The organism is Streptomyces sp. NBC_01210 (assembly GCF_036010325.1).
Lineage (GTDB): Bacteria > Actinomycetota > Actinomycetes > Streptomycetales > Streptomycetaceae > Streptomyces.
In genome coordinates this window covers 4,295,447-4,321,422 of the sequence record NZ_CP108549.1, presented here as the reverse complement: position 1 = coordinate 4,321,422, position 25,976 = coordinate 4,295,447, and the positions used below count along the sequence as shown (strand labels likewise).

Here is a 25,976-nt window from a genome sequence, read left to right as displayed (position 1 = left end):
TTTCGCGTCTATTAGGCTCGGACACATGGCCGACGCACCGTACAAGCTGATCCTCCTCCGCCACGGCGAGAGCGAATGGAACGCGAAGAACCTGTTCACCGGGTGGGTGGACGTCAATCTGACGGAGAAGGGCGAGAAGGAGGCAGTCCGCGGCGGTGAGCTGCTCAAGGACGCCGGCCTGCTCCCCGACGTACTCCACACCTCCCTCCAGAAGCGCGCCATCCGCACCGCGCAGCTCGCGCTGGAGTCCGCGGACCGCCTCTGGATCCCGGTCCACCGCTCCTGGCGGCTGAACGAGCGTCACTACGGCGCGCTGCAGGGCAAGGACAAGGCGCAGACGCTGGCCGAGTTCGGCGAGGAGCAGTTCATGCTCTGGCGCCGCTCGTACGACACCCCGCCGCCGCCCCTCGAGGACGGCTCGGAGTTCTCGCAGAGCGACGACCCGCGTTACGCCACGATCCCGAGCGAGATGCGTCCGCGCACCGAGTGCCTCAAGGACGTCGTCGAGCGCATGCTGCCGTACTGGTACGACGGCATCGTCCCGGACCTGCTGACCGGCCGTACGGTCCTGGTCGCCGCCCACGGCAACAGCCTGCGCGGCCTGGTCAAGCACCTGGACGGCATCTCCGACGCCGACATCACGGGCCTCAACATCCCGACCGGCATCCCGCTCGCCTACGAACTCGACGCCGACTTCAAGCCGCTCAAGCCGGGCGGCACCTACCTCGACCCGGACGCCGCCGCGGCCGCGATCGAGGCGGTCAAGAACCAGGGCAAGAAGAAGTAAGACTGGCGATCATGCCCCCCACCCGCATTTTTGGCGCGGGTGGGGGGCCTTTGTCCATCTCGGGCCGTCTGTGGGCCGTCAGTGCGGCGGCTCTTGCGACCTGAGTGCCCGAGCGGTGGCCTTACGCGCGGTCCCGACTGCTCGGCACCAGGTGGGCGTCCACGGGCCTGGATGGCTTCAGCGTCGAAACCGCGCGACGATGGAGGGAGAGCGCTCTTGTGCAAGCGGACAATGAAGACGCATCTCTTTCGTGATGTGGATCTTCATGTGGGTTATCTCTGTGTCGTCCCGCTCATCCGGAGCAGTTCCCGCTCTGAGCCGTCCCACCACCTCAAGGCCGGTACACCGGGCTCCCGACCCCCGTAAACCGGGAGGGCGTCATGAACACACCATCCGATTCCGCGACGACTCACGGGTCGGCCGACCCCAATGACGTGCTGGCCGATGTGGGCGGCGCATGGACGTGGTTGCTCGGTGTCGCTCTGGTGACCCTGGCGGCGGGGATCATCGTGCTCGTCTGGCCGGACGAGACCTTGCACGTTCTGGCGGTCATCATCGGCCTGTACCTGCTCATCTCGGGCGCGTTCCGCTTCGTGACGGCCTTCTCGCGGGACAGCGAGGGCGGCGGCAGGGTCGCAGCGGTGTTGGTCGCGGTGGTGGCCATCCTGGCCGGTGTGCTGTGCCTGCGGCACCCGCTGCAGACCACCGCGGTGCTGTCGCTCGTGGTCGGTGCCTACTGGCTGGTGTCGGGGCTGCTGGCGGCCTTCGTCGTCGGCAGCGGACGCGATATGCCGCATCGGGGGTTGGCGTTCGCCGTGGCCATCCTCGGGATCGTCGGCGGCATTGTGGTGCTCGCGTTCCCGGTGGAATCCGCTACCGCGCTGGCCAGACTGCTCGGGCTGTGGCTGGTCCTCATGAGCCTGGGCGAGGTCGCGGTGGCGCTCGCGCTGCGGTCCGCAGCGAAGCGGCCCGAGCCCGCGCAGCGGCCCACGATGTAGTTCGGCAATCGCTCGTCACAGGAGGTACGACCATGAACAAGGTCGAGGCGAAGGCCACGGCGAGGCGGATGAAGGGCCAGCTCAAAGAGACCGTTGGGCATGTCATGGGCGACAGGCACATGCGGGTCTCAGGTCGCAACGAGAAGGTGAAGGGCAAGATCCAGTTGGCTGTGGAGAGGACGAAGAAGACCCTCAAGCACTGAAGCGCGGCATCCGCCACCCGGAGTGCCGGCCGGTCAGCCCTCTCCGGACAGAACAAGTAGTACGGAGCGCGTCGGAAAGGGCCCCATCCATCTTCAGTTCTAGCGGTCGTTGCAACACCCCAGTTCAAGGGGTGCGATGGACTTCGAGATTCGCAAGAACAGGAAGTCGCAGGGGCGCAAGCCGTTGCTCCGTGAGCGGGCCGCATACTTCCAGCTCATGGAGCAGGGCTACAGCACCCGGGAAGCGGCCCGGATCGTCGGCATCGACCGCCGTACGGGCAAGAAGTGGCGTAACGGTCACCAAAGGGGCCGCAAGGCGGTCCCTCCGATCTACCAGGAACCCGGGCAGACGCCCGGGCCGCCGGGGCCGGAGGGACCGCCTCCTGCTCCGTCGCGGTATCTCCAGGAGCACGACCGCATTCACATCGCCGACCGGCTGCGTGAGAAGGCGTCCGTCCGGCAGATCGCCGCCGAGCTGGGCCGCAGCCCGTCCACCATCAGCCGCGAGATACGCCGCAACCGGCGGACCATGCCCAAAGGGGGCTGGTACTACCGGCCGCACACCGCCCAGGCCCGGGCCGACGCCCGCCGGCCCCGCCCCAAGACCGGCAAGATCGGCCAGAACCCCGAACTGCGGGACTTCATCCAGGACCACCTCACGATGCGGTGGAGCCCTGAGCAGATCTGCCAGGCTCTGCGGGCACGCTTCCCTGACCGGCCGGAGATGCACGTGACCCACGAGACCGTCTACCAGGCCCTCTACGTCCAGGGCCGCGGCGAACTCCGCCGGGAACTGGCCCGCTCCCTGCGCACCGGCCGGGCCCGCCGGCGCCCGCAGCGCCAGGCCCACAAGCGCATCTCCCGCGCCATCAAGGACATGGTCCTGATCAGCGAACGCCCCGCCGAAGCCGCCGACCGGGCCGTCCCCGGCCACTGGGAGGGCGACCTCATCATCGGCAAGGACGGACGCTCGGCCATCGGCACCCTGGTCGAACGGTCCACCCGCTACGTGATGCTCGTGCACCTGCCGACCGGCCACAGCGCCATCGCCACCCGCAACGCGCTCGCCACTACCGTCCAGACCCTCCCGCCGCATCTGTGGCGGTCCCTGACCTGGGACCAGGGCTCAGAGATGGCAGCCCACCGCGCCTTCACCGTCGCCACCGACATCCCGGTCTACTTCTGCGACCCAGCCAGCCCCTGGCAGCGCGGGTCGAACGAGAACACGAACGGCCTGCTGCGGCAGTACTTCCCCAAGGGCACCGACCTGAGCGCCCATACCCCCGACCACCTGGAAACGGTGGCCGCCGAACTCAACAGCCGCCCACGCAAAACGCTCGGCTGGGAAACCCCAGCCGAGCGCCTCGCTAAGCTACTGGACCTAGCCAGCTGACCAGCAGTGTTGCAACGACCCCTCGAATTCGCCCATGGACGGGGCCCTTTCGCGTACGCGCGTACGTACCGGGGATCGGCTACCCGCAGCAGCCACCGCACTGGCACGGCCCACCCGACTGGCAGCCGCAGCCACAGCCCGGACCGCAGCCGCAGGCACCGAGGACGGGCAGGAACACCACTTCAACAGGCGTGTCCTGCTGAGAGTCGGTCATGGGGGATTCGGCCATGGGTCCCTCCTCATGGCGTACCAGATGGTCCGCCTCTGCCCATTGCATGCCCGCTGCGACGGGCGCATCAACAGCGCGCGGAGGCACGCCCCCGCCCCCCTGCTCCTGCGGGCGCCCCCCGGCGCGCAGGGCGCTAGACGCCCTCGACCTGCGTCGGCGGCTGGAGCTCGTCCGCGTGTTCGCCCGTGACCAGGTACACGACCCGCTTCGCCACCGACACCGCGTGGTCCGCGAAGCGCTCGTAATAGCGGCCGAGCAGCGTCACATCCACCGCCGTCTCGATGCCGTGCTTCCAGCGGTCGTCCATCAGGTGCTGGAAGAGCGTCCGGTGCAGGAGGTCCATCTCGTCGTCGTCCGTCTCCAGCTGCAGCGCCAGGTCGACGTCCTTGGTGATGATCACCTCCGCCGCCTTGGCCATCAGCCGCTGCGCAAGCTGCCCCATCTCCAGGATGGTGGCGTGCAGGTCGTGCGGCACCGCCGTGTCGGGGAAGCGGAGCCGGGCCAGCTTGGCCACATGCTGGGCAAGGTCGCCCGAGCGCTCCAGGTCCGCGCTCATCCGCAGTGAGGTCACCACTATCCGCAGATCCGTCGCGACCGGCTGCTGCCGGGCCAGCAGGGCGATGGCCCGTGCCTCCAGGTCGTGCTGCAGATCGTCGACCTTCTGGTCTGCGGCGATCACGCTCTCGGCGAGCTTGAGATCGGAGTCGAGCATGGCCGTGGTGGCGCGCCCGATCGCCGACCCGACCAGCCGGGCCATCTCGACCAGGCCCTCGCCGATCGAGTCCAGTTCCTCGTGGTACGCGTCCCGCATGGGTTGTCCCTCTCTTGGTGCGACCGGGGTCCGGGTGGGGCTCGGACCCCCACGCTCCCACGTTCTGTCCGTTACGCGTCCGGCTCCTCCACCGCAAGTGAACCGGCCCTATCCCCATGGTGAACTCTGGGCGACGACTGTTCGAGGTGCCACCCGTTTGGCTGGGAGCATCTCCGGCACCACGCATAACCTGGAGGCATGGACGTGAACGCGGCGGTCGCCGCAGCGGCAGCGATCGCCGGGTTGTGCACCGGTGTCATCGCGATGCTGGCGTTCCGCTGGAGCGAACGCGAACAGAGGAGACCCACCCGCACCTCCCTGCACACTGACGCCGTGCTCCCGCCCGGCGTCGACACTGTCCTGTCCGTGCTCCGCTCCTCCGCGGTCGTCCTCGACGAGAGCGACTCCGTCGTCAAGGCCAGCTCCGCGGCGTACGCCCTCGGTCTGGTCCGCGGTGGGAAGCTCGCCGTCGAGCCGATGCTGCACATGGCCCGCGACACCCGCCGCGACGGCGAGATACGCCAGGTCGAACTGGACCTGCCCCGGCGCGGCACCGGCCGTGGCGAGGCCCTCGCTGTCTCCGCCCGGGTGGCTCCCCTCGGCTCCCGCCTCGTCCTGCTCCTGGTCGAGGATCTCACCGAGGCCCGCCGTATCGAAGCGGTACGTCGCGACTTCGTCGCGAACGTCAGCCATGAGCTCAAGACCCCGGTCGGTGCGCTCTCCCTGCTCTCCGAGGCGGTCATGGACGCCTCGGACGACCCCGAGGCGGTCACCCGCTTCGCCGGCCGGATGCAGATCGAGGCGACCCGGCTCACCAACCTCGTACAGGAGCTCATCGACCTCTCCCGGGTGCAGAACGACAACCCGCTGGAGGACGCCGAGCCGGTACGTGTGGACGAACTGGTCGCCGAGGCCATCGACAGATCCCGGCAGCCGGCGTCCACCAAACAGATCACCATGGCCGCCGGCGGTACCGCAGACCTGCATATCTGGGGCAACCGCGGCCAGCTCGCCGCCGCACTCGGCAATCTCGTCGAGAACGCGGTCAACTACTCCCCGGCCCGCACTCGCGTCGGTGTATCCGCGCACCGCGTCGCCGCACCCGGCGGGGATCTCATCGAGATAGCCGTCACCGACCAGGGCATCGGTATCTCCGAGAAGGACCGCGAGCGGGTCTTCGAGCGGTTCTACCGCGTCGACCCCGCCCGCTCCCGGGCCACCGGAGGTACAGGTCTGGGACTGGCCATCGTCAAGCATGTGGCCGCCTCGCACGGCGGGGAGGTCACGGTCTGGAGCTCCGAGGGACAGGGCTCCACCTTCACCCTGCGGCTGCCCGAAGCGGGCGCCGTACGGGACCGTCAAGCCACCGGACCGGATCGCGTCGACGAGGACGACGACCGGCCTTACGACACCGATCCGAACGCCGAAATCCCTGCCCCGGAGGTCCTTCCGTGACCCGAGTGCTCGTCGTCGAGGATGAGGAATCATTCAGCGACGCCCTGTCCTACATGCTCCGTAAGGAGGGCTTCGAGGTCGCCATCGCGACCACGGGCCCCGAGGGGCTCGACGAGTTCGAGCGCAATGGCGCCGACCTCGTCCTCCTCGACCTGATGTTGCCCGGCCTGCCGGGCACCGAGGTCTGCCGCCAGCTGCGCGGCCGGTCGAACGTCCCGGTCATCATGGTGACCGCCAAGGACAGTGAGATCGACAAGGTCGTCGGGCTGGAGATAGGAGCCGACGACTATGTCACCAAGCCCTTCTCCTCGCGGGAGCTGGTCGCCCGCATCCGCGCGGTCCTGCGCCGCCGCGGCGAGCCGGAGGAGGTCACCCCGGCAGCTCTGGAGGCCGGCCCGGTCCGGATGGACGTGGACCGTCACGTCGTCACGGTCTCGGGCGGCAAGGTGGATCTCCCGCTGAAGGAGTTCGACCTGCTGGAGATGCTGCTGCGCAACGCGGGCCGGGTACTGACCCGTATGCAGCTGATCGACCGCGTCTGGGGTGCGGACTACGTGGGCGACACGAAGACCCTCGACGTCCACGTCAAGCGCCTGCGCGCCAAGATCGAGCCGGACCCCGGTGCGCCCCGGTACCTGGTGACGGTGCGCGGCCTGGGCTACAAGTTCGAGCCGTAAACCGGCAGTAGTACGACGAGGGGCGCCCCGCCGGAATCCTTTCCGGCGGGGCGCCCCTCGCGTTGTTACAGCTGTGCCGGCGTGGTCGTCACTGACCGGCTTCGTTCGACGAGTTCGACGCCGAGGCGGAGTCCGACGGCGTACCGGGCTCGCCGGACCGGCCGTTGCCGGGCTCGCCCGCCGCGCCCGTGGCTCCTCCCGAGGGAGTGCCGGACGGCGTCGAGGAGGGGGCACCGGAGGGCTTCTCCGCGGGCTTCTCCGGCGGCTTCGGCAGGGAGCTCGGGCCGAAGCCCTCGAAGTAGCCCTTCGCCGGAACGATGAACGCCTGCACCTTCACGTCGCCGGTCTCGCTGAAGCGGAAGGCGACCTCCTGCACGTTACCGGCCTTGGCGGCCTCGCGGCCGTTCTCGATCACGGCGGAGGCGTTACCCGCGCCGCCGAAGATGACCGAGCTGTAGGCCGGCACCGTGATCGGGCCGGAGCCCTTGGCCGGGCTGAGCTTCACCTGGGCGCTCGTGCCGGGCAGCGTGATCGCGTCGATGGTCTGCTGCGTGGTGCCGTTGTTGAAGACCGTCGCGCTGACGACCGCGGGGCCCTCCGCTTTCGGATCCGGCTGGGTGATCACCGTCACGTTCTGGATCTTGATCGTGTCGACCGTCGTGGCGGCGTTGTCCGGCTTGACGGCGAGGGTCTGCGCGTCGGTGCCCGCACCGCAGGCGGAGAGCGCGGCGATCGAGAACACGATGGCAGTTGCGGCGAGGGCGCCGCGTCGAAGGCTGCGGCTCACGGCGGCGGCATCTCCTAGGACGTACGGACTGGCTATGGACGGGCGGTGAGCCGGCACCGGCAGTTGAGCCGGCGGTTGCGCCGGCTCGAAGATCGGCTAAAGGGGTGTCAGCTCGCGCTTAGGTTACCGAGCCGCCCTGCCCGCCCTGCACCCGACCCGCCCCTTCGCCGGAGAGGCGGTCGAGAGGCGTCCTGAGGCAGCTCGGGAGGCGGTCCGAGAACGCAGTCCGAGAACGTGGTCCGAGAAGGCAGTCCGATCGTGTCGATTCGTACTCCGTTCACATAACCGGGGTGATCAATTCTCCGGGCCACCACACATTGCTTACCGAATACCCCACGTAGATCAATTCCCGATTCGACAGCACATCCGTCCGTACGGGTGACCGGCCACCGAACGGAGTACGGGAAGTTCACCACTTGGAACCCGGCAAAACGGGATGTTTCCCCCTCCGGGGAGGGTGTTCTGTTGTGTGTAACGTGCGCGTTTCTGTCCGCCCGCGCAGCCGCTCCGACCTGCGAATACCCCCCTCCGGAAGGCGTCCGCAGCACGTTCGTGTTGCTGTTGTCAAGCCCCGAGATATGCCCTGACCTGCGAAAACGCCATTCAGTAGAAGCCGTTCTCGTGTTACTCTGGATAGCCACGGAAGGGGTACCTGTCACATGACGTTCAAGGTTGGCGACACCGTGGTCTATCCCCATCACGGGGCCGCGCTGATCGAGGCCATCGAAACTCGCCAGATCAAAGGCGTGGACAAGACCTACTTGGTGCTCAAGGTCGCCCAGGGCGACCTGACGGTTCGCGTGCCAGCGGACAATGCGGAGTTCGTCGGCGTACGCGATGTGGTCGGTCAGGACGGGCTCGACCGGGTCTTCGAGGTGCTGCGCGCGCCGTATGCCGAAGAGCCGACGAACTGGTCCCGTCGCTACAAGGCAAATCTCGAGAAGCTCGCCTCCGGCGATGTCATCAAGGTCGCCGAAGTGGTGCGTGACCTGTGGCGTCGTGAGCGAGAGCGTGGGCTTTCCGCAGGTGAGAAGCGGATGCTCGCCAAGGCGCGCCAGATCCTGGTGAGCGAGCTGGCCCTCGCGGAGAACACCAACGAAGACAAGGCCGAGGCTCTGCTCGACGAGGTCCTCGCGTCCTGACGCGTAACGCGCACAACGATGCCGCGGTGCCCGCTGACATGCTGTGAAAACAGTCCTGTCGCCGGGCGCTGCGGCATGTCCGTCGCTGGCACCTACAGCTGTGCTCCCCGTGCAGCTGTGCTCACTGTGTCTGTGTTCAACGTGTCTGTGTTCAACGGTGCCTGTATTAAAGGTGTCTGTGCTCACAGTGCACGTGCGCCGAACCAGTCTGCGCCGTACCACTGGCCGTGCCGGGCCCGGGCGGCTGGCGCAGACCAGTTGTCACGGAAGGGTCCGGTCAAGGCGTCGCGCCCGGCACGCTGTGGCCATACCCATGTCGGCCAAGGAAACAAACCTGCCGGAGTGCAACCGATGTCAGACGAATCGCGCCCGTACCGCACCGCCGCGGTGATCCCGGCGGCCGGCCGGGGCGTACGGCTCGGCCCCGGCGCCCCCAAGGCGCTCCGCGCGCTGAACGGCACGCCCATGCTGATCCACGCCGTACGCGCCATGGCGGCCTCCCGGGCCGTCTCGCTCGTCGTCGTGGTGGCCCCGCCCGACGGCGCGCCCGAGGTGAAGAACCTCCTCGACGACCACGCCCTGCCCGAACGCACCGACTTCCTGGTCGTGGCCGGCGGCGACACCCGGCAGGAGTCCGTACGCCTCGGCCTCGACGCACTTCCGGACAACATCACCGTCGTCCTCGTCCATGACGCGGCCCGCCCGCTGGTACCCGTCGACACCGTCGACGCGGTCATCGAGGCGGTACGGGACGGGGCGCCGGCCGTCGTACCGGCACTGCCTGTCGCCGACACCGTCAAAGAGGTCGAGCCGACGGAGAAGGGCCGGCCCGAACCGGTCGTCGCGACCCTCGAGCGGGCGCGGCTGCGCGCTGTGCAGACCCCGCAGGGCTTCGACCGCGACACGCTGGTCCGCGCGCACGAGACGGTCGCCGTCAACGGCGAGGGCGCGACCGACGACGCCGGCATGGTCGAGCAGCTCGGCACGCCCGTCGTGGTCGTACCTGGCCATGAAGAGGCGTTCAAGGTGACCCGGCCCCTCGATCTCGTACTGGCCGAGGCTGTACTCGCCCGGAGGAGGGCCAACGATGTCTTCTGAGACGCGGATTCCGCTGGTCGGCATCGGCACGGACGTGCACGCCTTCGAGCCGGGGCGCGAGCTGTGGTGCGCCGGACTCCTGTGGGAGGGCGAGGACGGCCTCGCCGGGCACTCCGACGGCGACGTCGCCGCCCACGCCGCCTGCGACGCGCTCTTCTCGGCCGCCGGCGTCGGCGACCTCGGTGCCCACTTCGGCACCTCCAGGCCCGAGTGGTCCGGCGCCTCCGGCGTCACGCTGCTCGCCGAGGCGGCACGGATCGTACGGGCCGCGGGCTTCGAGATCGGAAATGTCTCCGTCCAGGTCATCGGCGTACGCCCGAAGATCGGCAAGCGGCGCGAGGAGGCCCAGAAGGCACTCGGCGCGGCGGTCGGGGCGCCGGTCTCCCTGTCCGGGACCACAACGGACGGGCTGGGACTGACGGGTCGGGCCGAAGGGCTGGCCGCCATCGCCACCGCGCTGGTCGTCAGGAACTGACCGACTGACTTACCGGCCAACCAGCCGGGACCGGGCTCGCGTCCGCATCGCAACTACGTCGTATCTGCATCGCATCCACATCGCATCCGGGTCGTCTCAGGGTCGTCTTCGGGTAGGACAACGTCACAAACTCGTCCCGCGACCCGGAAGGGGTCGCGGGGCACTGGTAGCGGGCCACTACCCTTGATGCGTGACTATTCGCCTGTACGACACCAGCACCCGGCAGATCCGTGACTTCACCCCGCTCGTGCCGGGTTGTGTCTCGATCTACCTGTGCGGCGCCACGGTGCAGGCTGCCCCGCACATCGGGCACATCAGGTCCGGTCTGAACTTCGACATCATGCGCCGCTGGTTCGAGCACCGCGGCTATGACGTGACCTTCGTGCGGAACGTCACCGACATCGACGACAAGATCATCTGGAAGTCGGCGGAGCAGAACCGCCCCTGGTGGTCCATCGGCTACGAGAACGAGCGCGCCTTCAACGACGGCTACGACGTGCTCGGCTGCCTGCCGGCCACGTACGAACCGCGCGCCACCGGCCACATCACCGAGATGGTCGAGATGATGCGCGGCCTGATCGAACGCGGTCATGCCTACGAGGCCGACGGGAACGTCTACTTCGACGTGCGCTCCTTCCCCGGTTACCTGGAGCTCTCCAACCAGGACCTGGACGATCTGCGCCAGCCGTCCGGCGAGGGTGAGACCGGCAAGCGCGACCCGCGTGACTTCGCCATGTGGAAGGCGGAGAAGCCGGGCGAGCCGAGCTGGGAGACGCCGTGGGGCCGCGGCCGGCCCGGCTGGCACCTGGAGTGCTCCGCGATGGCGCACAAGTACCTCGGCGAGGCCTTCGACATCCACGGCGGCGGACTCGACCTGATCTTCCCGCACCACGAGAACGAGATCGCACAGGCCAAGGCCTTCGGCGACGACTTCGCGAAGTACTGGGTGCACAACGCCTGGGTCACCATGAGCGGCGAGAAGATGTCCAAGTCGCTCGGCAACTCCGTGCTCGTCTCGGAGATGGTCAAGCACTGGCGGCCCATCGTGCTGCGCTACTACCTCGGCACCCCGCACTACCGGTCGATGATCGAGTACAGCGAGGAGGCCCTGCGCGAGGCCGAGTCCGCGTTCGCGCGGATCGAGGGCTTCATCCAGCGCGTGGTGGAAAAGGCCGGCGGGCCGGTCGAGCCCGCCGCCGAGGTGCCGCCCGCCTTCGCCGAGGCGATGGACGACGACCTGGGAGTGCCGCAGGCGCTCGCCATCGTCCACACCACGGTCCGGCAGGGAAACTCCGCGCTGGCCGCCGACGACAAGGAAGCGGCCGTCGCCCGGCTGGCCGAGGTACGGGCCATGCTCGGCGTCCTCGGCCTGGACCCGCTCGACGAGCAGTGGGCGGGCGAGGGCGAGCGCGGCGAAGACCTTCACGGTGTCGTCGACACACTGGTGCGGCTGGTGCTGCAGCAGCGCGAGGCCGCCCGCAGCCGCAAGGACTGGGCGACCGCCGACGCCATCCGCGACCAGCTTCTGCAGTCCGGTCTGGTCATCGAGGACGGGCCTGACGGCCCGCGGTGGACACTCGGCCCCCGCTGAACCCAGCGGGACCGCCCGACAAAGATGTGCCGCCCGGGCGCCCGGGCGGCACACTTCACTTACGTACACACTTTTGAGCGAGCTTTACAGAAACAGGTAGGTCATGGCCGGGAACAGCCAGCGCAGGAACCGCCGCACGTCCAACAAGAAGGGCGCGCAGGTCGGCAGCGGTGGCAAGCGACGCCGCGGGCTCGAGGGCAAGGGCCCGACGCCGCCCGCTTCCGAGCGCAAGGGACACAAGAAGAACCGGGTGGCCAACGCCCAGGCCAGGCAGGCCGCGGCCCGCCGCCCGGCCCCGCGCCGCGGCGGCGCCAAGGGCACGTCCGAGATGGTCGTCGGCCGCAACCCCGTCTTCGAGGCGCTGCGCGACGGCGTCCCGGCGACCACGCTGTACGTCCAGCAGTACATCGACAACGACGAGCGGGTGCGCGATGCGCTCCAGCTCGCGGGTGAGCGCGGCAACATCAACCTGATGGAGGCCCCGCGGCCGGAGCTCGACCGGATGACGAACGGGCTCAATCACCAGGGTCTCGTCCTCCAGGTCCCGCCGTACGAGTACGCGCACCCCGAGGACCTCACGGCCGCCGCCTACGACAACGGGGAGGACCCGCTGATCGTCGCCCTCGACGGGGTGACCGACCCGCGGAACCTGGGGGCGATCGTCCGTTCCGTCTCCGCCTTCGGCGGCCACGGTGTGGTCGTGCCCGAGCGGCGCGCGGCCGGTATGACGGCAGGCGCCTGGAAGTCCTCGGCAGGCACGGCGGCCCGTACGCCGGTCTCCCGCGTGACCAACCTGACTCGTGCGCTGGAGGGCTACCAGAAGGCCGGCATCACGGTCGTGGGCCTGGCGGCGGACGGCGAAGCCACGATCGAGGACCTGGAGGCCCTGGGCGGCCCGGTCGTCATCGTCATCGGCAGCGAGGGCAAGGGCCTGGGCCGCCTGGTCGGCGAGACGTGCGACTACCTGGTCAGGATTCCGATGCCGGGTGGCGCGGAGTCGCTGAACGCCGGTGTCGCGGCGGGCGTGGTCCTCTACGAGGCGGCCAAGCGTCGGTCCTGACCGCTCCGACGGCCCCGATCGGCGTCGAAACGCGTAGTTGAGGATGGTTTGACGGGTCTCGGACATTTAGGCCGGTCGGAGCAGTGTCCTAATCACAAGTCACTCGGTTAGATGAGTGTGGACACCAGAACGCCCCGGCCCGGGTTCGATGATCAGCCTGCGCTGAGCATGGTCAAGGTGGACTGCGATCCCGCGCAGGTCATCGTGAACCACGCCAGCTTCCGGGTGCAGCTCTCCCAGAGCCCGCGCCCCGTACGCGCCATGGCGGGCAACGCATGGATCCCCGTCGTCGGCGGAGCCGGGACGGGTGTGCGCAGGCGGGCGCCCGTCGTGTGGAGCGGCAAGTCGGCGCCGGGGGACGCCGGCGCGACCGGTCTTCTCCAGGCCGTGCGCAACTCCACCATGGGGCAGGACGCCTTCGACCGAGACGCCTTCGACCGGGACCCCTTCGACCGGGACCCCTTCGACACGGGAGCCACCCAGGTCATCCCGCGGATCGGCCTCGCCGAGCACACCGCACGGATGCCCGCAGCAGGCTCTCTCGGCGCGCCACGCGACCCCGACAGGCCGCTGTTGCCGGCGATGCGACAGGCGGTCGGCGCGTACGACTCGTACCACTCCTACGAGCCGGAGCCCTACGAGCCGGAGCCCTACGAGCCGGAGCCCTACGAGCCGGAGCGCTACGGGTCGGAGCGCTACGGGCAGGAGTCCTACGGGGGCGAGCTCTACGAGCCGGAACGCTACGGGCGGGAGCGACACGAGCAGGAGGAGTTCGCCGACGCCGACGTACGCTCCCAGCGGCACGGCGCCGACGTCGTCCGCCACGCCTACTACCCCGGGCGGCGCATGAACCTCGGAGTGGTACTGCTGCCGCTGCGCGTCTTCCTCGGCTTCATCTCCATCTACGCCGGCATGGGCAAGCTCTGCGACCCCGTCTACTTCGACGGCGGCGAACGCGGCTCCATGGTCAAGTGGCTCAACTCGCTGCACCCCTGGGAACTCGCCGAACCGCTGCGCGACTTCGCGCTCTCCCACCCGGTGGGGGCAGGGCTCACCGTCGCCTTCCTCCAGGTGGTCGTCGGTGTGCTCACCGTGCTCGGGCTCTGGCAGCGGGTCGCGGCCGTCATCGGCGCACTGCTGTCGGCCATGCTCATCCTGACCGTGACCTGGAAGACCGTACCGGCGTACGACGCGCCCGACATCATCTACCTGGCCGCCTGGTCCCCGCTGATCATCGCGGGCGCCCCGGTCTACTCGATCGACGGCCGGCTCGCGGGCGAGGCCTGGCGCAAGCTCGGGCCGCGCTCGGAGCTGTGGGAGCTGCGGCGGCGCGTACTGCGGCGCGGCGGCGTCGTCGCCGCTGTGGTCGTCGGCCTCACCCTGCTGTTGGGCTCGATGCTCGGCGGAGCCGTACGTTCCACGGACATGGTGACCGTGCCGGAACCCAACCAGGACCCGACCAACCACCTTCCCGGGTTCCCGCTCCCGCAGGAACCCAGCGGCGAGCGCAGCTCCTCCGGCGCGCGCGGTGACGACGGCAAGCCGTCACCGTCCGCAAGCCGCTCCGGCAGTCCCAAGTCCGCGAAGCCCACGCCCTCCGACCACACGGCCCGAGAGACCGGCCGGCTCGGGGGCGGACAGCCCAGCCAGACGCAGGGCACGGGACAGCAGCCGCCCAGCCAGTCGGAACCGGCCCAGCCGCCGTCCAGCAGCGCCGGCCCCTCATCGAGCGGCGGCACCGGCAGCGGTGGCGGCAGTGGCGGCGGAAACGGAGGCTCGGGCAGCTCCGGAGGCGGCTCCGGCGGCGGCTCCGGCGGCGGCAGGGTGATCGGCGGCCTGCTGGGCTGAGATACGCGACGAGAAGGGCGGCCACCGGACTTCGGTGGCCGCCCTTCTCGTCGCGTATCCCGTGCACCTCGTGCATCTCGCCGAGGTCGGTCAACGCGCTTGCGCGGCAAGCTCCTTGGCGGCCTCGGTGAGGTCCTTCGCGGTGTCGATCGCCCGCCAGTACGCGCCGTTCGGCAGCGGGAAGCCGGCCAGCCGCTGCTCACGGGCGAGACCAGGGAACGTGGTGCGCTCGTGGTCACCCCGGTCGGGGAGGAGTGCGGTGAAGGCCGCGGAGAAGACGTACACACCCGCGTTGATCAGATACGGCGACGGCGGAGACTCGATGAAGTCCGTGATGTGGCCGAAGGCGTCCGTCTCGACGGCTCCCCAGGGGATCCGGGGGCGGGCGAGGGCGAGCGTGGCGATGGCGTCGCGCTCCGCGTGGAAGGCGGCCATGTCGCGCAGCGAGAAACGGGTCCAGATGTCGCCGTTGGTGGCGTACCAGGGCTGGTCCGGGTGCGGCAGATGAGCGGCGGCGTACTTGAGGCCGCCGCCGCGGCCCAGCGGCTCCGTCTCGACGACGGTGGTGACACGCAGCGGCAGCTCCGCGGTCTCCAGCCACGTCTGGAGAACCTCGGCGAGATGACCGCAGGAGACGACGGCGTCCGTCACGCCCTCGGCGGCCAGCCAGGCAAGCTGATGGCCGATGATCGGGGTCCCGGTTCCGGGAATCTCGACCATCGGCTTGGGGCGGTCATCGGTGTACGGGCGCAGCCGCGAGCCCTGGCCGCCCGCCAGGACCACGGCCTGCGTCGGATACGTAGGCGTATGCATGCCGTGAACGATATGCGCCGCCGGCGGCGGCCCCGCGGCCAGCTCCCGGTTCAGCTCGCGCGGTCAGCTGCCCTGGGTCTGCTGCGAGACGCCGGTGGCGAAGGAGGTGTCGCAGACGGGACGGGAGAACGTCTGGGCGCGGGTGGGGCCGTAGCGGTCCACGGCGGCGCGTCCGAGGGCACGGGCGAGCGACATGCAGTGCCTGGCGAGCGACGGACGCTCCTCGACCTCGCGCTGGAGGTGGGTGAGCGCGATGCTCGGGTTCTTCTCCTGGAGTTCGGCGAGCAGCCGGTCGCGCAGAACGTCCTGCGGCGAGCGGGACTTGGCGCGCACGGAGACGTTCCGCGAGGACGCGGTGAGAATCTGCGACTCGGTGTTGTGCCCTGCCCACGGCACGCTGGTGACCGCGAGGGTTCCGGAGAGCACCAGGACGACGGGCAGAACGAGGGCGAGAGTGCGGCCGATTCGGCGAGCTGTGTGGGTCACGCGAGCGAGCGTAGCGGGCAGTGATGATTTGGCGACATTTAGTCACTCTGGCGAGGGATCGTTCGACGATGCTTTTCGAATCGGTGTTGACGAACAGGATCGAAATGGCGGATCTGCCGGGGTATTTGTCGACACGCCTGCCCTGGCAGCGGAACGGCCCCGCAGGTAACTGCGGGGCCGATCCACGGAATTGGCGGTGACGCCGACTCGGTCAGTCGCTACTCGGTCAGCCGCTGAGGCGCTCACCCGTCGAGGTCGAGAAGACGTGGATCTCGCCCGGCCGCGGCACGACGTGCAGCTCGGCACCCTTGTCCGGCACGGAACGCCCGCCGACACGGACCACGAGGTCCTTGTGCTCGCCGCCGACCTGGGCGGAACCGTAGACGTAACCGTCGGCGCCGAGTTCCTCGACGACATTGACGGAGACGGCGAGACCGGCCGGAGCGTCCTCGCTGTCCTTGGAGAGGGACTTGGCCGCGGAACCGTTCAGCTCGACCACGTCGAAGTGCTCGGGCCGGACACCGACCGTGACAGTGGTGTCACCCTTGTCGGCGGCCGCGGACAGGGCCTCACGGGAGACCGGTACGACGCTGTTGCCGAACTTCACGCCGCCGTCGGTGATCGGAACCTCGACGAGGTTCATGGCCGGCGAGCCGATGAACCCGGCGACAAAGAGGTTGGCCGGACGGTCGTACATGTTGCGCGGCGAGTCGACCTGCTGAAGCAGCCCGTCCTTGAGTACCGCCACCCGGTCACCCATGGTCATGGCCTCGACCTGGTCGTGTGTGACGTACACCGTGGTGATGCCGAGACGGCGCTGCAGGCTCGCGATCTGCGTACGGGTCGAGACCCGGAGCTTGGCGTCGAGGTTCGACAGCGGCTCGTCCATGAGGAAGACCTGCGGCTCACGCACGATGGCGCGGCCCATGGCGACACGCTGGCGCTGACCACCGGAGAGCGCCTTGGGCTTGCGGTCCAGGTACTCGGTGAGGTCGAGGATCTTCGCGGCCTCTTCGACCTTCTTGCGGATCTCGCTCTTGTTGACGCCGGCGATCTTGAGCGCGAAGCCCATGTTGTCGGCGACGGACATATGCGGGTAGAGCGCGTAGTTCTGGAACACCATGGCGATGTCCCGGTCCTTGGGCGGCAGGTGCGTGACGTCGCGGTCACCGATGCGTATTGAGCCGGCGTTGACGTCCTCGAGACCTGCGAGCATGCGAAGGGAGGTCGACTTGCCGCAGCCGGAGGGTCCGACGAGGACAAGGAACTCGCCGTCCTCGGTCTCGATCTCGAGCTGGTCGACGGCGGGCTTGGTGGAGCCCGGGTAGACCCGGGTCGCCTTGTCGAATGTGACAGTGGCCATGGTGATGCTTCTCCTTCACCGGCAGGAACGTGCCGGACGATCCGAGTAAGGGAGTGGTCTGGTCCACACACGTGGACCTGCCGAGACGCTACCTGGCATGCCCCGTCCTGTCAGCAGCTGAACGGCGACGAAATATTCGACCGGAGCGCGTGACCGGTCCGGTTAGACTGCTCGGACGCGCCTCCTTAGCTCAGCTGGCCAGAGCAACGCACTTGTAATGCGTAGGTCGTCGGTTCGAATCCGACAGGGGGCTCAGCTGCCCAGGCCGGCGATTCGCCGGCCTGGGCTTTGTCATTCCCGGGGCTGCTGCCGGGTGCTGCCGGCCGGGGGCATCAGTGGCGGCCCGAGATCCGGTCCGCGATCTGTGCGATGCGGTCGGTTTCCGCCGTTCTGGCCGTCGCCTCGCGGCGGTCTGCGCCGCGGTAGGCCGCGTACATGCCCTGTACGCCCAGCCAGCGCAGCGGCTCCGGCTCCCATGTGCGGACCTTGTGGTTCACCCAGGGGAGGGCCGTGAGTTCGGTGGGGCCCGCCTGGCCCGAGTCCTGCTGGATCAGGTCGCGCAGGGTGCGGGCGGCGAGGTTGGTGGTGGCGACGCCGGAGCCGACGTAGCCGCCGGCCCAGCCGAGGCCGGTGGAGCGGTCCAGGGCGACAGTGGCGCACCAGTCGCGGGGGACGCCGAGGACGCCGGACCAGGCGTGGTCGATACGGGCGCCTGCCGTTGTGGGGAAGAAGCGGACCATGATGTCGCGCAGTGCTTCGATGGTGGCGGGCTGGGTGCGGCCGTCGTTGTCGGTGCGGGAGCCGTAGCGGTAGGGGACGCCGCGGCCGCCGAGTGCGATCCGGTCGTCGGCGGTGCGCTGGGCGTACATGTAGGCGTGTGCCATGTCGCCGAGCGCTTCGCGGCCGTCCCATCCGATCGTGTCCCAGACGGACTGAGGGAGGGGCTCGGTCGCGATCATGGAGGAGTTCATGGGGAGCCAGGCGCGCTTCTGGCCCTTGAGGTTGGCCGTGAAGCCTTCGGTGCAGCGCAGGATGTACGGGGCACGGACCGTGCCGTACGGGGTGATCGCGTGCTTTGGCTTGATCTCCGTGACGGGGGTCGACTCGTGGATGGTGACGCCAAGGGCTTCGACGGCTGCCGCGAGTCCCTTGACCAGTTTCACGGGGTGCAGGCGTGCGCCGTGCGGGGTCCAGGTGGAGGCGACGGCGCCGGTGACGCGTACGCGCTCGGCGGTCTCGCGGGCGCCGAGCAGTACGCGGTCCTTCTCGCCGAAGGCGATTTCGACGGCGTGGAAGGTTTTGAGGCGGGTCAGCTGGGCGGGGGTGTGGGCGACTTCGAGGACGCCGCCTTTGTGGATGTCGGCGTCGATCTCTTCTTCCGCGGCGACGCGTACGACCTCGTCGACGGTGTCGTTCATGGCCTGCTGGAGGCGGACGGCGGCGTCGTGGCCGTGGAGCTTGGCGTAGCGGTCGCGGCCGGCGATGCCGTTGTAGAGCCAGCCGCCGTTGCGGCCGGAGGCTCCGTAGCCGCAGAACTTGCCCTCGAGGACGGTGATGTTGAGGAAGGGGACGGCTTTTTTGAGGTAGTAGGCCGTCCAGAGACCGGTGTATCCGCCGCCGACGATGCAGATGTCCGCGGTGGTGTCGCCGGGGAGGGGCTCCCTGGGGAGGGGGGTGCCCTCCTGCGCGTACCAGAACGATATGCCGCCGTTGACGGTGTTCGTGCTCATGATGCCCCTGCTGCTCAGCTCGAGTGCGTGTGGCGGGAGGGTACTCGCAGGACCGGGTGGCTGATCGGGCGCCTACCCTGTGGCCTCCATGGTCGTACGCGGCGGTGGTCCTCGCCCGCGGTGGTCTTCGCCACAGTCGTAGGATCCGGGCCGCGACTTCATTGCCGTGCTGCCGCAGCCGGCCGCGGACTTTCTCGAGCGGTGGGGGCTGCGGCAGGCAGGCCCGTCCATGCACGGCTGGTGCGCGCTTGTTCTCCCGGTGGTGCGCGTGGACGGTACGCCCGCGGCGCTCAAGCTTCAGGCTGTCGACGAGGAGAGCGTGGGGGCGCGTGCTGCAGAACAGCCTGTGGCATGTGCAGGACGGGGAGACGCGGCTTCAGGCGGAGCAGGTGTCCATCGGTCGGAATCTGTTGGCACGGCAGCCGGGTCGGCGGGCACTCTGACCTCATGATTCGTATCGCCACGCCTGATGATGTCCCTGAGATCCACCGTATGGTCCGTGAACTCGCCGAGTACGAGAAGGCCTTGGACGAGGCCAGGGCGAGCGAGGAGCAGCTGCACGAGGCGCTGTTCGGCGAGCGGCCCGCCGCCTTCGCGCATATCGCGGAGACTGCGGACGGAGAGGTGGCGGGCTTCGCGCTGTGGTTCCTGAACTTTTCGACATGGCGCGGGGTGCACGGCATCTATCTGGAGGATCTGTATGTACGTCCTGGGCTGCGAGGCGGCGGTCACGGCAAGGCGCTGCTGACGGAGCTGGCGCGGATCTGTGTGGAGCGCGGCTATGAGCGCCTTGAATGGTCCGTTTTGAACTGGAACACCCCGTCGATCAACTTCTACCGGTCGCTGGGGGCGAGGCCGCAGGACGAGTGGACGGTGTACCGGCTGACCGACGGAGCGCTGGCGTCGCTGGGGGCCGGCCGGCCGTCCGACCGTGCAGCCGTCTGACCGTCCAGCCGTCCAGCTGGATGCCGTCCGGGGGATGAGCACGACCTTGCCGACCGTGTCGCGGGTTTCCGGAGCGCGGTGGGCGGCCGCGGCGTCGGCGAGCGGGAAGCGCTGTGCGCGGGGCGGGGGCGGCCGGATGCGGCCTCGGCGAGGGAGCCTTCTTCCAGGGCGCGTACGTTGCCGCCCGCCTTCTGGAGCATCACCGGGCCGAGTATGCCTTCGGAGGTGATGCCGCGCTCGGCCAGTTCCTCGTCGGTGAAGGTGAGCGGGGCGCCATCGTGGCGGCCTTCGCCGGACAGCCGAAGACGATGTGCTTGCCGCCTTTGCCGAGAAGGCCGACGGCGGCGAGCGCGGTGTGGCCGCCGACCGAGCCGGCTAGGGGCAACACCCTCCAACCTCAAGCGCGCTTGAGGTCAAGGCGGCTCATCCGGGCGTTGTCAGTGGGAGGGGGCACCATGGGGCCATGGCACGGAAACCGGAGAGATCGCGGGCAGCGCAGCGGCCGGAGGTGCGGCTGCCGCCGCTCGTTCCGTACGACGGCAGGGGGCTGGAGCCGGACGGCGACTACGACGGCCTGGAGTTCCAGGATGTGGACCTCGCGGGGCAGTCGGGGCGTGGCGCGCGCTTCATCGACTGTGCGCTGCGCGGGTGCGGCCTGGACGAGGCGGAGCTGCTGAACGCCCGCTTCGTCGACTCCGTGCTCAGTGGTATACGAGGCGTGGGCACTGACCTGGCGGGCGCTTCGCTGCGCGATGTGGAGGTGACGGACGCGCGGCTGGGCGGGGTGCAGCTGCACGGAGCCGTACTGGAGCGGGTGCTGATCCGCGGCGGGAAGATCGACTACCTGAATCTGCGGAAGGGCAGGCTCAAGGACGTCGTCTTCGAGGGATGTGTGCTGTCGGAGCCGGACTTCGGGGGTGCGCAGCTGGAACGGGTGGAGTTCCGGGACTGTGTGCTGCGGCGGGCGGACTTCAGCGCGGCGCAGCTGAAGGACGTCGATCTGCGGACGGTCGCCGAGCTGGACATCGCGCGGGGCGTGGACCGGTTGGCGGGTGCGGTGATCAGCCCGGCCCAACTGCTGGATCTGGCACCGGCGTTCGCGGCGCAGATCGGAGTGCGGGTGGAGAGTTAGTACTGCAGCCCCGTTACCTCAGCACAGTTGGAGTGCTAGAGGCGGGGGAAGCGTGCCTGGAGGTCCCAGACCACCGGGTTGTCGTCGAGACCCTCGTGCATGTCGGCGAGGTCCGCGATCAGGTCGTGCAGGAAGTCGCGGGCCTCGCGGCGCAGCTCGGTGTGGTTGAAAGTGAGCGGCGGTTCGTCGCCGGGCATCCAGTCGGCCTCCACGTCCACCCAGCCGAAGCGCCGCTCGAAGAGCATCCGGTCGGCCGATTCGGTGAAGTCCAGCTCGGCGTACTGGGGCTTCGCGGCGCGGCTGCCGAGCGGGTCGCGGTCGAGCTGCTCGACGATGTCGCACAGCGCCCAGGCGAAGTCCAGCACCGGGACCCATCCCCAGGCTGTGGACACCTCGCGGTCCTCCTTGGTGTCCGCGAGGTAGACGTCGCCGCAGAAGAGGTCGTGGCGCAGCGCCTGAACGTCCGCGCGCCGGTAGTCGGTCTGCGGGGGGTCGGGGAAACGGCGGGAGAGGGAGTAGCCGATGTCGAGCACGTGCTCGATGGTGTCATGCCCGGTGCCGCTTCCAGTACGACCAGGTCACGGCAGCGAGCAGCGGGCCGATGACAAAGAGCGGGGCGTAGCAGAAACCCGTCACGGTGTTCGCCGTGCCGGACATGTAGGTCTGGCTCTCGACGGTGAAGTAGACCACCACCTGGCTCAGGGCCAGCAGCGTCGCGAAGGCCGAGGCGGCGGCGGCCGTGATGGCGACGGTCTTCGGGCGGGGGAGCCGCCACCGGTCGGTGACGAGCAGGAGGGGGAGCAGGGCGGCGCACTCCTGGAGGACGGCCAGGCCGATGACGTACGCGATGCCCCAGCCGGGGATGCCGAACTTGTCGTGCAGGATCTCGTCGCTGTAGCCCACGTAGATGCCGGAGGCCATCGCGAGTCGCCACAGTCCGGAGGGGACGGCGCAGAGCGCGATGGCATGTGCGGTCCGGCGGGCCCAGCGGGGCGCAGGGGCGGTGTGTGTGGTCACGGTCGCCGAGGTCACGTTCGCTGTCGTCATGGGGAAGAGACTGGCCGTGGACACGGCGAAGCCGCGTCGGCGTTCGGGGCGGACCGCCTCCGCCGCACGGGGGAGGCGGACGGGCGAGGGGGAGGAGCCGCCGCTCCTTCGCCACCGCCACCGCGCCTTCCCTCGTGTCGACGGGGGCGGTCGGCCCGTGCCCGTAAACGGTCCAGGAGCGGCCGGTGGCCGGGGCTCGGCGACGAGGACCGGGCGGCCCTCCTGTGCACAAGCGGCTGAAATCCGCCCCGGATAGGATCAAAAAGGTGGACCTGCGAACTCTCGTACGCACCCTGACGCCCGTCGTCGCCCTGCTTCTCCTCGCGGGCTGCACCGACGCCGAGGCGGGCGTGCGCGGAAAGCCGGGCGCCGCGGGCACGGGTGATCCGCTCTTCCCCAAGCTCGGCAACGGCGGTTATGACGTCCAGCACTACGCCCTGACGCTGGGCTACGACCCGAAGACGGGCCGCCTCGACGGCACCGCCGAGATCACCGCCCGCGCCACTCAGGATCTGAGCGCCTTCAACCTCGACTTCCACGGTATGACGGTCACCGGCGCCACCGTCGACGGCAAGGCGGCCGCCGCCAACCGGGCGGGCGACGAGCTGACGTTGCGGCCGCACCGCGATCTCGACAAGGGCAAGGCCTTCCGCGCCGTCGTCCGTTACTCCGGCGTCCCGAAGACGATCGTCGACAGAGACGCCGACAAGGACACCGAGAAGCCACGGGAGGGCTGGCTGAAGACCGCTGACGGCGCGCTCGCGCTGGGCCAGCCCATCGGGTCGATGGCCTGGTTCCCCAGTAACAACCACCCGAGCGACAAGGCGACGTACGACATCACCGTCACCGTTCCCGAGAAGCTGCAGGCCATCTCCAACGGCGAGTTGAAGGCGACCCCGAGCACCACCGACGGGCGTTCCACCTTCCGCTGGACGTCGAAGCAGCCCATGGCGAGCTATCTCGTCACGCTCGCCGTCGGCGACTACCGGCTGACGAAGTCGCGTACGCCGTCCGGTCTCCCCGTACTCACCGCTGTCAACCAGGCCGTGCCGGACGAAAGCACCAAGGTCCTCGCCCGGATCCCCGAGATGACGGAGTGGGGGGAGGAGAACTTCGGCCCGTATCCCTTCTCCTCCACCGGTGCGATCGTCGTGCCGGGGGCCGCTGCCGACTACGCCCTGGAGACGCAGACCAGGCCGGTCCTCCCCCTGGACCCGGGCGAGAACGAGCTCGATGTCGAGACGCTCCTCGTCCATGAGGTGGCGCACCAGTGGTTCGGCGATTCTGTGTCGCCCAAGTCCTGGAAGGACATGTGGCTCAACGAAGGCTTCGCCCAGTACGCGGAGTGGATCTGGCTCGAGGATTACCACGACACCCCGGCCCGGAAGAGCTTTGACGAGGCCTTCGCCGAGGAGGCCAACTGGGCCTTCCCGCCTGCCGTTCCGCCCTCCGGGGCGGAGATTTCGGACGCCCCGGTGTACCACCGCGGCGCGATGGTCCTGCACAAGATCCGTCAGGCGGTCGGCGAAGAAGTCTTCTTCGACATCGTGAAGGGCTGGGCGGCGGCGCACCGCCACTCCAACGCCTCCACCGCCGACTTCACCGAGTACGTCGAGAAGAAGTCCGGCAAGGATCTGACCGAGCTCTGGGACACCTGGCTGTACGGGGAGGACAAGCCGGCGACGCCGTGACAACGGCAGGAGCCCCGGGCCGACGGCCAGGGGCTCCTGTGTGCAGCGCGTACGTCAGAGGTTGACGCCGAAGTCGCGGGCGATGCCCTCGAGGCCCGAGGCGTAACCCTGGCCGACGGCGCGGAACTTCCACTCCGCGCCGTTGCGGTACAGCTCGCCGAAGACCATCGCGGTCTCGGTGGCGGCGTCCTCGCTCAGGTCGTAGCGGGCGAGCTCGGCGCCGCCGGCCTGGTTGACGATACGGATGTAGGCGTTGCGCACCTGGCCGAAGTTCTGGCTGCGGGTGACGGCGTCGTAGATCGAGACCGGGAAGACGATCTTGTCGACGTCGGCGGGCAGACCCGCCAGGTTGACGTTGATCTGCTCGTCGTCGCCGCCGCCCTCGCCGGTGCGGTTGTCACCGGTGTGGACGATGGTCTGGTCCGGCGTGGCCTTGTTGTTGAAGAAGACGAAGTGGGCGTCGGAGGCCACCTTGCCGCCGGGGTTCACACCGATCGCGGAGGCGTCGAGGTCGAAGTCGGTGCCGGTGGTGGTGCGGACGTCCCAGCCGAGGCCGACCGTGACGGCGGTCAGGCCCGGTGCCTCCTTGGTGAGCGAGACGTTGCCGCCCTTGGACAGGCTTACTGCCATTGGGAAGTCCCCTTCGTGATCGACTGTGCGGGCTTCGAGCCCTCCCGAAGTTACCGTCACACCTCATAACGCAGGCAGGGGACTGCCAGGTTCCACCCGCCTTTGTTCTTTTTGCCTGCGCCTGCCTGCGGCTGCCCGCGCTGTCCGGTGGAAAAGCGGGTGACGTGGACGGCGCCGCAGGCGACCATGGACATATGTCCGGGACCCAGCCCCATCGGGGGTCCGGGGGGCGTCCCCCGGGTAAACACAGCATCCGCGGTTCGGTCTTCCTGCCGGAGGCCGAGCTCATGTGGCGTTTCTCGAGGTCGTCGGGGCCCGGTGGGCAGCACGTCAACACCAGCGACTCGCAGGTGGAGCTCCGTTTCGACCTCGCCAAGACCGAGGCGCTGCCGCCGGTGTGGAAGGAGCGCGCGCTGGAGCGGCTCGCGGGGCGGCTGGTCGGCGGGGTGATTGCCGTACGCGCGTCGGAGCACCGCTCGCAGTGGCGCAACCGTGAGACGGCCGCGGTCCGGCTCGCCTCGCTGCTCGCGGAGGCGACTGCGCCTCCGCCGCGGCCGCGTCGCGCGACAAAGATTCCGCGCGGTATCAACGAGCGGCGGCTGCGGGAGAAGAAGCAGCGGGCGGAGACGAAGCGCGGGCGCACGGGCCGGGACTGGTAGCGCGCGGCCTCTCGCTGGGGCTCCGCCCCGGACCCCGCGCCTCAATCGCCGGCGGGGCTTGTTGTTGGGCTCCGCCCCGGACCCCGCGCCTCAATCGCCGGCGGGGCTTGTTGTTGGGCTCCGCCCCGGACCCGGCGCACCAATCGCCGGCGGGGCTTGTTGTTGGGCTCCGCCCCGGACCCGGCGCACCAATCGCCGGCGGGGCTTGGGTTCGACTCAATCGTCGGCGGGGCTCAGCGTTGCTCAACCAAGCTGGTGGTAGCGGCCCTTGAAGTACGTCAGTGGACCGCCGTCCGGGCTCTCCAGGCCGGCCTTCAGCACCCGGCCGATCACCAGCGTGTGGTCGCCCGCCTCGATCCGCTGCTCGGTACGGCACTCCAGCGTCGCGAGCGCGCCCCGCACCAGCAGCGACCCGCACACCTCGCCCCTCGTGTACGGGATGTCCTCGAACAGCAGCCGGTCGCTGACCCGCCCCTTCATCGCGAAGCGCCCGGCGATGTGCCGCTGGCTCTCCGAGAGCACCGATACGCCCCACAGCGGCTGTTCCGCCAGCAGGTCGTCCATGCGTGAGCCATTGCGCAGACTCACCAGTACCAGGGGCGGGTCCAGCGACACCGACATGAACGCCGTCGCGGTCATGCCGACGTCCTCTCCGTGCGGTCCGTAGTCGGCGTCGTTCGCGGTCACCAGCACCACACCCGCGGCCAGCCGGGACATGGCTGCGCGGAACTCCTCGTTGCTCACCCCCTCAGCATGGGGGATGGCAACAGCGGCGGGAGTGGGGGTCGTCTGCAACACACGAGGAACGCTAGTCTCGGCCGTCCGTCGCCCGCATCGGGCCTTGGGACCAGTCGAGTCCTAGGACCCAAGCACCGGATTTGCGTTCAAGAAAGCAATGGAGCGCTCCCACTCGGCCGCGCAACCTT

26 protein-coding genes, 1 tRNA gene and 1 pseudogene are annotated in these 25,976 nt (G+C 69.2%); 17 read left to right on the top strand and 11 right to left on the bottom strand.

Annotated features, from left to right (window positions below; translation table 11 throughout):
* Nucleotides 1-25: 25 nt before the first annotated feature.
* The 4 genes from OG735_RS19450 (at nt 26) to OG735_RS19435 (ending at nt 3,381) form a co-directional block, all read left to right on the top strand.
* Nucleotides 26-787, top strand: coding sequence for a phosphoglyceromutase (locus tag OG735_RS19450; protein ID WP_327324464.1), 762 nt, complete (start codon nt 26-28; stop codon nt 785-787).
* Nucleotides 788-1,167: 380 nt separating this feature from the next.
* On the top strand, nt 1,168-1,785 hold the full coding sequence (locus OG735_RS19445; protein ID WP_327324463.1) for an HdeD family acid-resistance protein: 618 nt from the start codon (nt 1,168-1,170) through the stop codon (nt 1,783-1,785).
* Between the two features lie 32 nt (nt 1,786-1,817).
* A complete protein-coding gene (locus OG735_RS19440) occupies nt 1,818-1,988 on the top strand; it encodes a CsbD family protein (RefSeq protein WP_327324462.1) in 171 nt (56 codons plus the stop codon).
* Nucleotides 1,989-2,124: 136 nt separating this feature from the next.
* Entirely contained in the window at nt 2,125-3,381 is a 1,257-nt protein-coding gene (locus OG735_RS19435; protein ID WP_327322156.1) for an IS30 family transposase, read from the top strand.
* Between the two features lie 362 nt (nt 3,382-3,743).
* Here the strand turns inward: OG735_RS19435 and phoU are convergent, their stop codons facing one another.
* Complete coding sequence (phoU, locus tag OG735_RS19430) at nt 3,744-4,421, bottom strand: phosphate signaling complex protein PhoU (protein WP_327324461.1); 678 nt, start codon at nt 4,419-4,421, stop codon at nt 3,744-3,746.
* A 198-nt stretch (nt 4,422-4,619) separates the two neighbouring features.
* Here phoU and OG735_RS19425 point away from each other — a divergent pair, with 198 nt between their 5' ends.
* Nucleotides 4,620-5,876, top strand: a complete 1,257-nt coding sequence (locus tag OG735_RS19425) for a sensor histidine kinase (RefSeq protein ID WP_327324460.1) — start codon at nt 4,620-4,622, stop codon at nt 5,874-5,876.
* Nucleotides 5,873-6,553: a response regulator transcription factor gene (locus tag OG735_RS19420; protein ID WP_142217884.1), complete on the top strand. Its 681-nt coding sequence runs from the start codon at nt 5,873-5,875 to the stop codon at nt 6,551-6,553. The genes OG735_RS19425 and OG735_RS19420 overlap by 4 nt, the downstream gene beginning before the upstream one ends.
* A gap of 88 nt (nt 6,554-6,641) precedes the next feature.
* Here the strand turns inward: OG735_RS19420 and OG735_RS19415 are convergent, their stop codons facing one another.
* Complete coding sequence (locus OG735_RS19415) at nt 6,642-7,340, bottom strand: DUF461 domain-containing protein (RefSeq protein ID WP_327324459.1); 699 nt, start codon at nt 7,338-7,340, stop codon at nt 6,642-6,644.
* 659 nt (nt 7,341-7,999) lie between these two features.
* On the opposite strand from OG735_RS19415, the gene OG735_RS19410 reads away from it, so the two are divergent.
* The 6 genes from OG735_RS19410 (at nt 8,000) to OG735_RS19385 (ending at nt 14,554) form a co-directional block, all read left to right on the top strand.
* A complete protein-coding gene (locus OG735_RS19410) occupies nt 8,000-8,482 on the top strand; it encodes a CarD family transcriptional regulator (protein WP_003953493.1) in 483 nt (160 codons plus the stop codon).
* Between the two features lie 351 nt (nt 8,483-8,833).
* On the top strand, nt 8,834-9,580 hold the full coding sequence (gene ispD, locus OG735_RS19405; RefSeq protein WP_327324458.1) for a 2-C-methyl-D-erythritol 4-phosphate cytidylyltransferase: 747 nt from the start codon (nt 8,834-8,836) through the stop codon (nt 9,578-9,580).
* Nucleotides 9,570-10,055 carry a 2-C-methyl-D-erythritol 2,4-cyclodiphosphate synthase gene (gene ispF, locus OG735_RS19400; protein ID WP_327324457.1) on the top strand — a complete coding sequence of 162 codons (486 nt, stop codon included), beginning with the start codon at nt 9,570-9,572 and terminating at the stop codon, nt 10,053-10,055. Before ispD ends, ispF begins: the two co-directional genes overlap by 11 nt.
* Nucleotides 10,056-10,245: 190 nt before the next feature.
* Nucleotides 10,246-11,646 carry a cysteine--tRNA ligase gene (cysS, locus tag OG735_RS19395; RefSeq protein ID WP_327324456.1) on the top strand — a complete coding sequence of 467 codons (1,401 nt, stop codon included), beginning with the start codon at nt 10,246-10,248 and terminating at the stop codon, nt 11,644-11,646.
* Between the two features lie 103 nt (nt 11,647-11,749).
* Nucleotides 11,750-12,706, top strand: a complete 957-nt coding sequence (gene rlmB, locus OG735_RS19390) for a 23S rRNA (guanosine(2251)-2'-O)-methyltransferase RlmB (protein ID WP_327324455.1) — start codon at nt 11,750-11,752, stop codon at nt 12,704-12,706.
* A gap of 111 nt (nt 12,707-12,817) precedes the next feature.
* Nucleotides 12,818-14,554, top strand: coding sequence for a DoxX family protein (locus tag OG735_RS19385; RefSeq protein WP_327324454.1), 1,737 nt, complete (start codon nt 12,818-12,820; stop codon nt 14,552-14,554).
* A gap of 90 nt (nt 14,555-14,644) precedes the next feature.
* Here OG735_RS19385 and OG735_RS19380 read toward each other — a convergent pair whose 3' ends face one another.
* The 3 genes from OG735_RS19380 to OG735_RS19370 all read right to left on the bottom strand — a co-directional run bounded on the left by OG735_RS19380 (nt 14,645) and on the right by OG735_RS19370 (nt 17,216).
* On the bottom strand, nt 14,645-15,367 hold the full coding sequence (locus OG735_RS19380; protein ID WP_327324453.1) for a nucleotidyltransferase family protein: 723 nt from the start codon (nt 15,365-15,367) through the stop codon (nt 14,645-14,647).
* 63 nt (nt 15,368-15,430) lie between these two features.
* The gene (locus OG735_RS19375) at nt 15,431-15,853 is read right to left on the bottom strand and encodes a hypothetical protein (RefSeq protein WP_327324452.1); all 423 of its coding nucleotides are present in this window, start codon (nt 15,851-15,853) and stop codon (nt 15,431-15,433) included.
* A gap of 226 nt (nt 15,854-16,079) precedes the next feature.
* Nucleotides 16,080-17,216 carry an ABC transporter ATP-binding protein gene (locus tag OG735_RS19370; protein ID WP_327324451.1) on the bottom strand — a complete coding sequence of 379 codons (1,137 nt, stop codon included), beginning with the start codon at nt 17,214-17,216 and terminating at the stop codon, nt 16,080-16,082.
* Between the two features lie 179 nt (nt 17,217-17,395).
* Between OG735_RS19370 and OG735_RS19365 the strand changes: the two genes are divergently transcribed.
* Nucleotides 17,396-17,469: transfer RNA gene (locus tag OG735_RS19365), tRNA-Thr, on the top strand.
* Nucleotides 17,470-17,548: 79 nt separating this feature from the next.
* Here OG735_RS19365 and OG735_RS19360 read toward each other — a convergent pair.
* Complete coding sequence (locus OG735_RS19360) at nt 17,549-18,946, bottom strand: NAD(P)/FAD-dependent oxidoreductase (RefSeq protein ID WP_327324450.1); 1,398 nt, start codon at nt 18,944-18,946, stop codon at nt 17,549-17,551.
* 447 nt (nt 18,947-19,393) lie between these two features.
* Here OG735_RS19360 and OG735_RS19350 point away from each other — a divergent pair, with 447 nt between their 5' ends.
* Complete coding sequence (locus OG735_RS19350; protein ID WP_327324449.1) at nt 19,394-19,891, top strand: GNAT family N-acetyltransferase; 498 nt, start codon at nt 19,394-19,396, stop codon at nt 19,889-19,891.
* Nucleotides 19,892-19,921: 30 nt separating this feature from the next.
* On the opposite strand, the pseudogene OG735_RS19345 reads toward OG735_RS19350, so the two are convergent.
* Nucleotides 19,922-20,261: pseudogene (locus OG735_RS19345) on the bottom strand (zinc-binding dehydrogenase); the annotation flags it as partial.
* Between the two features lie 93 nt (nt 20,262-20,354).
* On the opposite strand from OG735_RS19345, the gene OG735_RS19340 reads away from it, so the two are divergent.
* Complete coding sequence (locus OG735_RS19340; RefSeq protein ID WP_327324448.1) at nt 20,355-21,023, top strand: pentapeptide repeat-containing protein; 669 nt, start codon at nt 20,355-20,357, stop codon at nt 21,021-21,023.
* Between the two features lie 35 nt (nt 21,024-21,058).
* Here OG735_RS19340 and OG735_RS19335 read toward each other — a convergent pair whose 3' ends face one another.
* Together OG735_RS19335 and OG735_RS19330 are read right to left on the bottom strand one after the other, a co-directional pair.
* Complete coding sequence (locus OG735_RS19335; RefSeq protein WP_327324447.1) at nt 21,059-21,556, bottom strand: hypothetical protein; 498 nt, start codon at nt 21,554-21,556, stop codon at nt 21,059-21,061.
* A gap of 13 nt (nt 21,557-21,569) precedes the next feature.
* Complete coding sequence (locus tag OG735_RS19330; RefSeq protein WP_327324446.1) at nt 21,570-22,070, bottom strand: hypothetical protein; 501 nt, start codon at nt 22,068-22,070, stop codon at nt 21,570-21,572.
* 272 nt (nt 22,071-22,342) lie between these two features.
* Here OG735_RS19330 and OG735_RS19325 point away from each other — a divergent pair, with 272 nt between their 5' ends.
* The gene (locus tag OG735_RS19325) at nt 22,343-23,761 is read left to right on the top strand and encodes a M1 family metallopeptidase (protein WP_442812619.1); all 1,419 of its coding nucleotides are present in this window, start codon (nt 22,343-22,345) and stop codon (nt 23,759-23,761) included.
* Nucleotides 23,762-23,815: 54 nt separating this feature from the next.
* Here OG735_RS19325 and OG735_RS19320 read toward each other — a convergent pair whose 3' ends face one another.
* A complete protein-coding gene (locus tag OG735_RS19320) occupies nt 23,816-24,391 on the bottom strand; it encodes a TerD family protein (protein WP_266547139.1) in 576 nt (191 codons plus the stop codon).
* A gap of 194 nt (nt 24,392-24,585) precedes the next feature.
* Between OG735_RS19320 and arfB the strand changes: the two genes are divergently transcribed.
* Nucleotides 24,586-25,050: an alternative ribosome rescue aminoacyl-tRNA hydrolase ArfB gene (arfB, locus tag OG735_RS19315; protein ID WP_327324444.1), complete on the top strand. Its 465-nt coding sequence runs from the start codon at nt 24,586-24,588 to the stop codon at nt 25,048-25,050.
* 243 nt (nt 25,051-25,293) lie between these two features.
* Here arfB and OG735_RS19310 read toward each other — a convergent pair whose 3' ends face one another.
* Nucleotides 25,294-25,848 carry a flavin reductase family protein gene (locus OG735_RS19310; RefSeq protein WP_442812453.1) on the bottom strand — a complete coding sequence of 185 codons (555 nt, stop codon included), beginning with the start codon at nt 25,846-25,848 and terminating at the stop codon, nt 25,294-25,296.
* Between the last annotated feature and the right edge of the window lie 128 nt (nt 25,849-25,976).

What these genes read in the sequence shown, in the direction of transcription:
- OG735_RS19450 (WP_327324464.1), top strand. Translation starts at nt 26, where the DNA reads ATGGCCGACGCACCGTACAAGCTGATCCTCCTCCGCCACGGCGAGAGC.
- OG735_RS19445 (WP_327324463.1), top strand. Translation starts at nt 1,168, where the DNA reads ATGAACACACCATCCGATTCCGCGACGACTCACGGGTCGGCCGACCCC.
- OG735_RS19440 (WP_327324462.1), top strand. Translation starts at nt 1,818, where the DNA reads ATGAACAAGGTCGAGGCGAAGGCCACGGCGAGGCGGATGAAGGGCCAG.
- OG735_RS19435 (WP_327322156.1), top strand. Translation starts at nt 2,125, where the DNA reads ATGGACTTCGAGATTCGCAAGAACAGGAAGTCGCAGGGGCGCAAGCCG.
- phoU (WP_327324461.1), bottom strand. Translation starts at nt 4,421, where the DNA reads ATGCGGGACGCGTACCACGAGGAACTGGACTCGATCGGCGAGGGCCTG.
- OG735_RS19425 (WP_327324460.1), top strand. Translation starts at nt 4,620, where the DNA reads ATGGACGTGAACGCGGCGGTCGCCGCAGCGGCAGCGATCGCCGGGTTG.
- OG735_RS19410 (WP_003953493.1), top strand. Translation starts at nt 8,000, where the DNA reads ATGACGTTCAAGGTTGGCGACACCGTGGTCTATCCCCATCACGGGGCC.
- ispD (WP_327324458.1), top strand. Translation starts at nt 8,834, where the DNA reads ATGTCAGACGAATCGCGCCCGTACCGCACCGCCGCGGTGATCCCGGCG.
- ispF (WP_327324457.1), top strand. Translation starts at nt 9,570, where the DNA reads ATGTCTTCTGAGACGCGGATTCCGCTGGTCGGCATCGGCACGGACGTG.
- rlmB (WP_327324455.1), top strand. Translation starts at nt 11,750, where the DNA reads ATGGCCGGGAACAGCCAGCGCAGGAACCGCCGCACGTCCAACAAGAAG.
- OG735_RS19385 (WP_327324454.1), top strand. Translation starts at nt 12,818, where the DNA reads ATGAGTGTGGACACCAGAACGCCCCGGCCCGGGTTCGATGATCAGCCT.
- OG735_RS19380 (WP_327324453.1), bottom strand. Translation starts at nt 15,367, where the DNA reads ATGCATACGCCTACGTATCCGACGCAGGCCGTGGTCCTGGCGGGCGGC.
- OG735_RS19370 (WP_327324451.1), bottom strand. Translation starts at nt 17,216, where the DNA reads ATGGCCACTGTCACATTCGACAAGGCGACCCGGGTCTACCCGGGCTCC.
- OG735_RS19360 (WP_327324450.1), bottom strand. Translation starts at nt 18,946, where the DNA reads ATGAGCACGAACACCGTCAACGGCGGCATATCGTTCTGGTACGCGCAG.
- OG735_RS19350 (WP_327324449.1), top strand. Translation starts at nt 19,394, where the DNA reads ATGATTCGTATCGCCACGCCTGATGATGTCCCTGAGATCCACCGTATG.
- OG735_RS19340 (WP_327324448.1), top strand. Translation starts at nt 20,355, where the DNA reads ATGGCACGGAAACCGGAGAGATCGCGGGCAGCGCAGCGGCCGGAGGTG.
- OG735_RS19330 (WP_327324446.1), bottom strand. Translation starts at nt 22,070, where the DNA reads ATGACGACAGCGAACGTGACCTCGGCGACCGTGACCACACACACCGCC.
- OG735_RS19320 (WP_266547139.1), bottom strand. Translation starts at nt 24,391, where the DNA reads ATGGCAGTAAGCCTGTCCAAGGGCGGCAACGTCTCGCTCACCAAGGAG.
- arfB (WP_327324444.1), top strand. Translation starts at nt 24,586, where the DNA reads ATGTCCGGGACCCAGCCCCATCGGGGGTCCGGGGGGCGTCCCCCGGGT.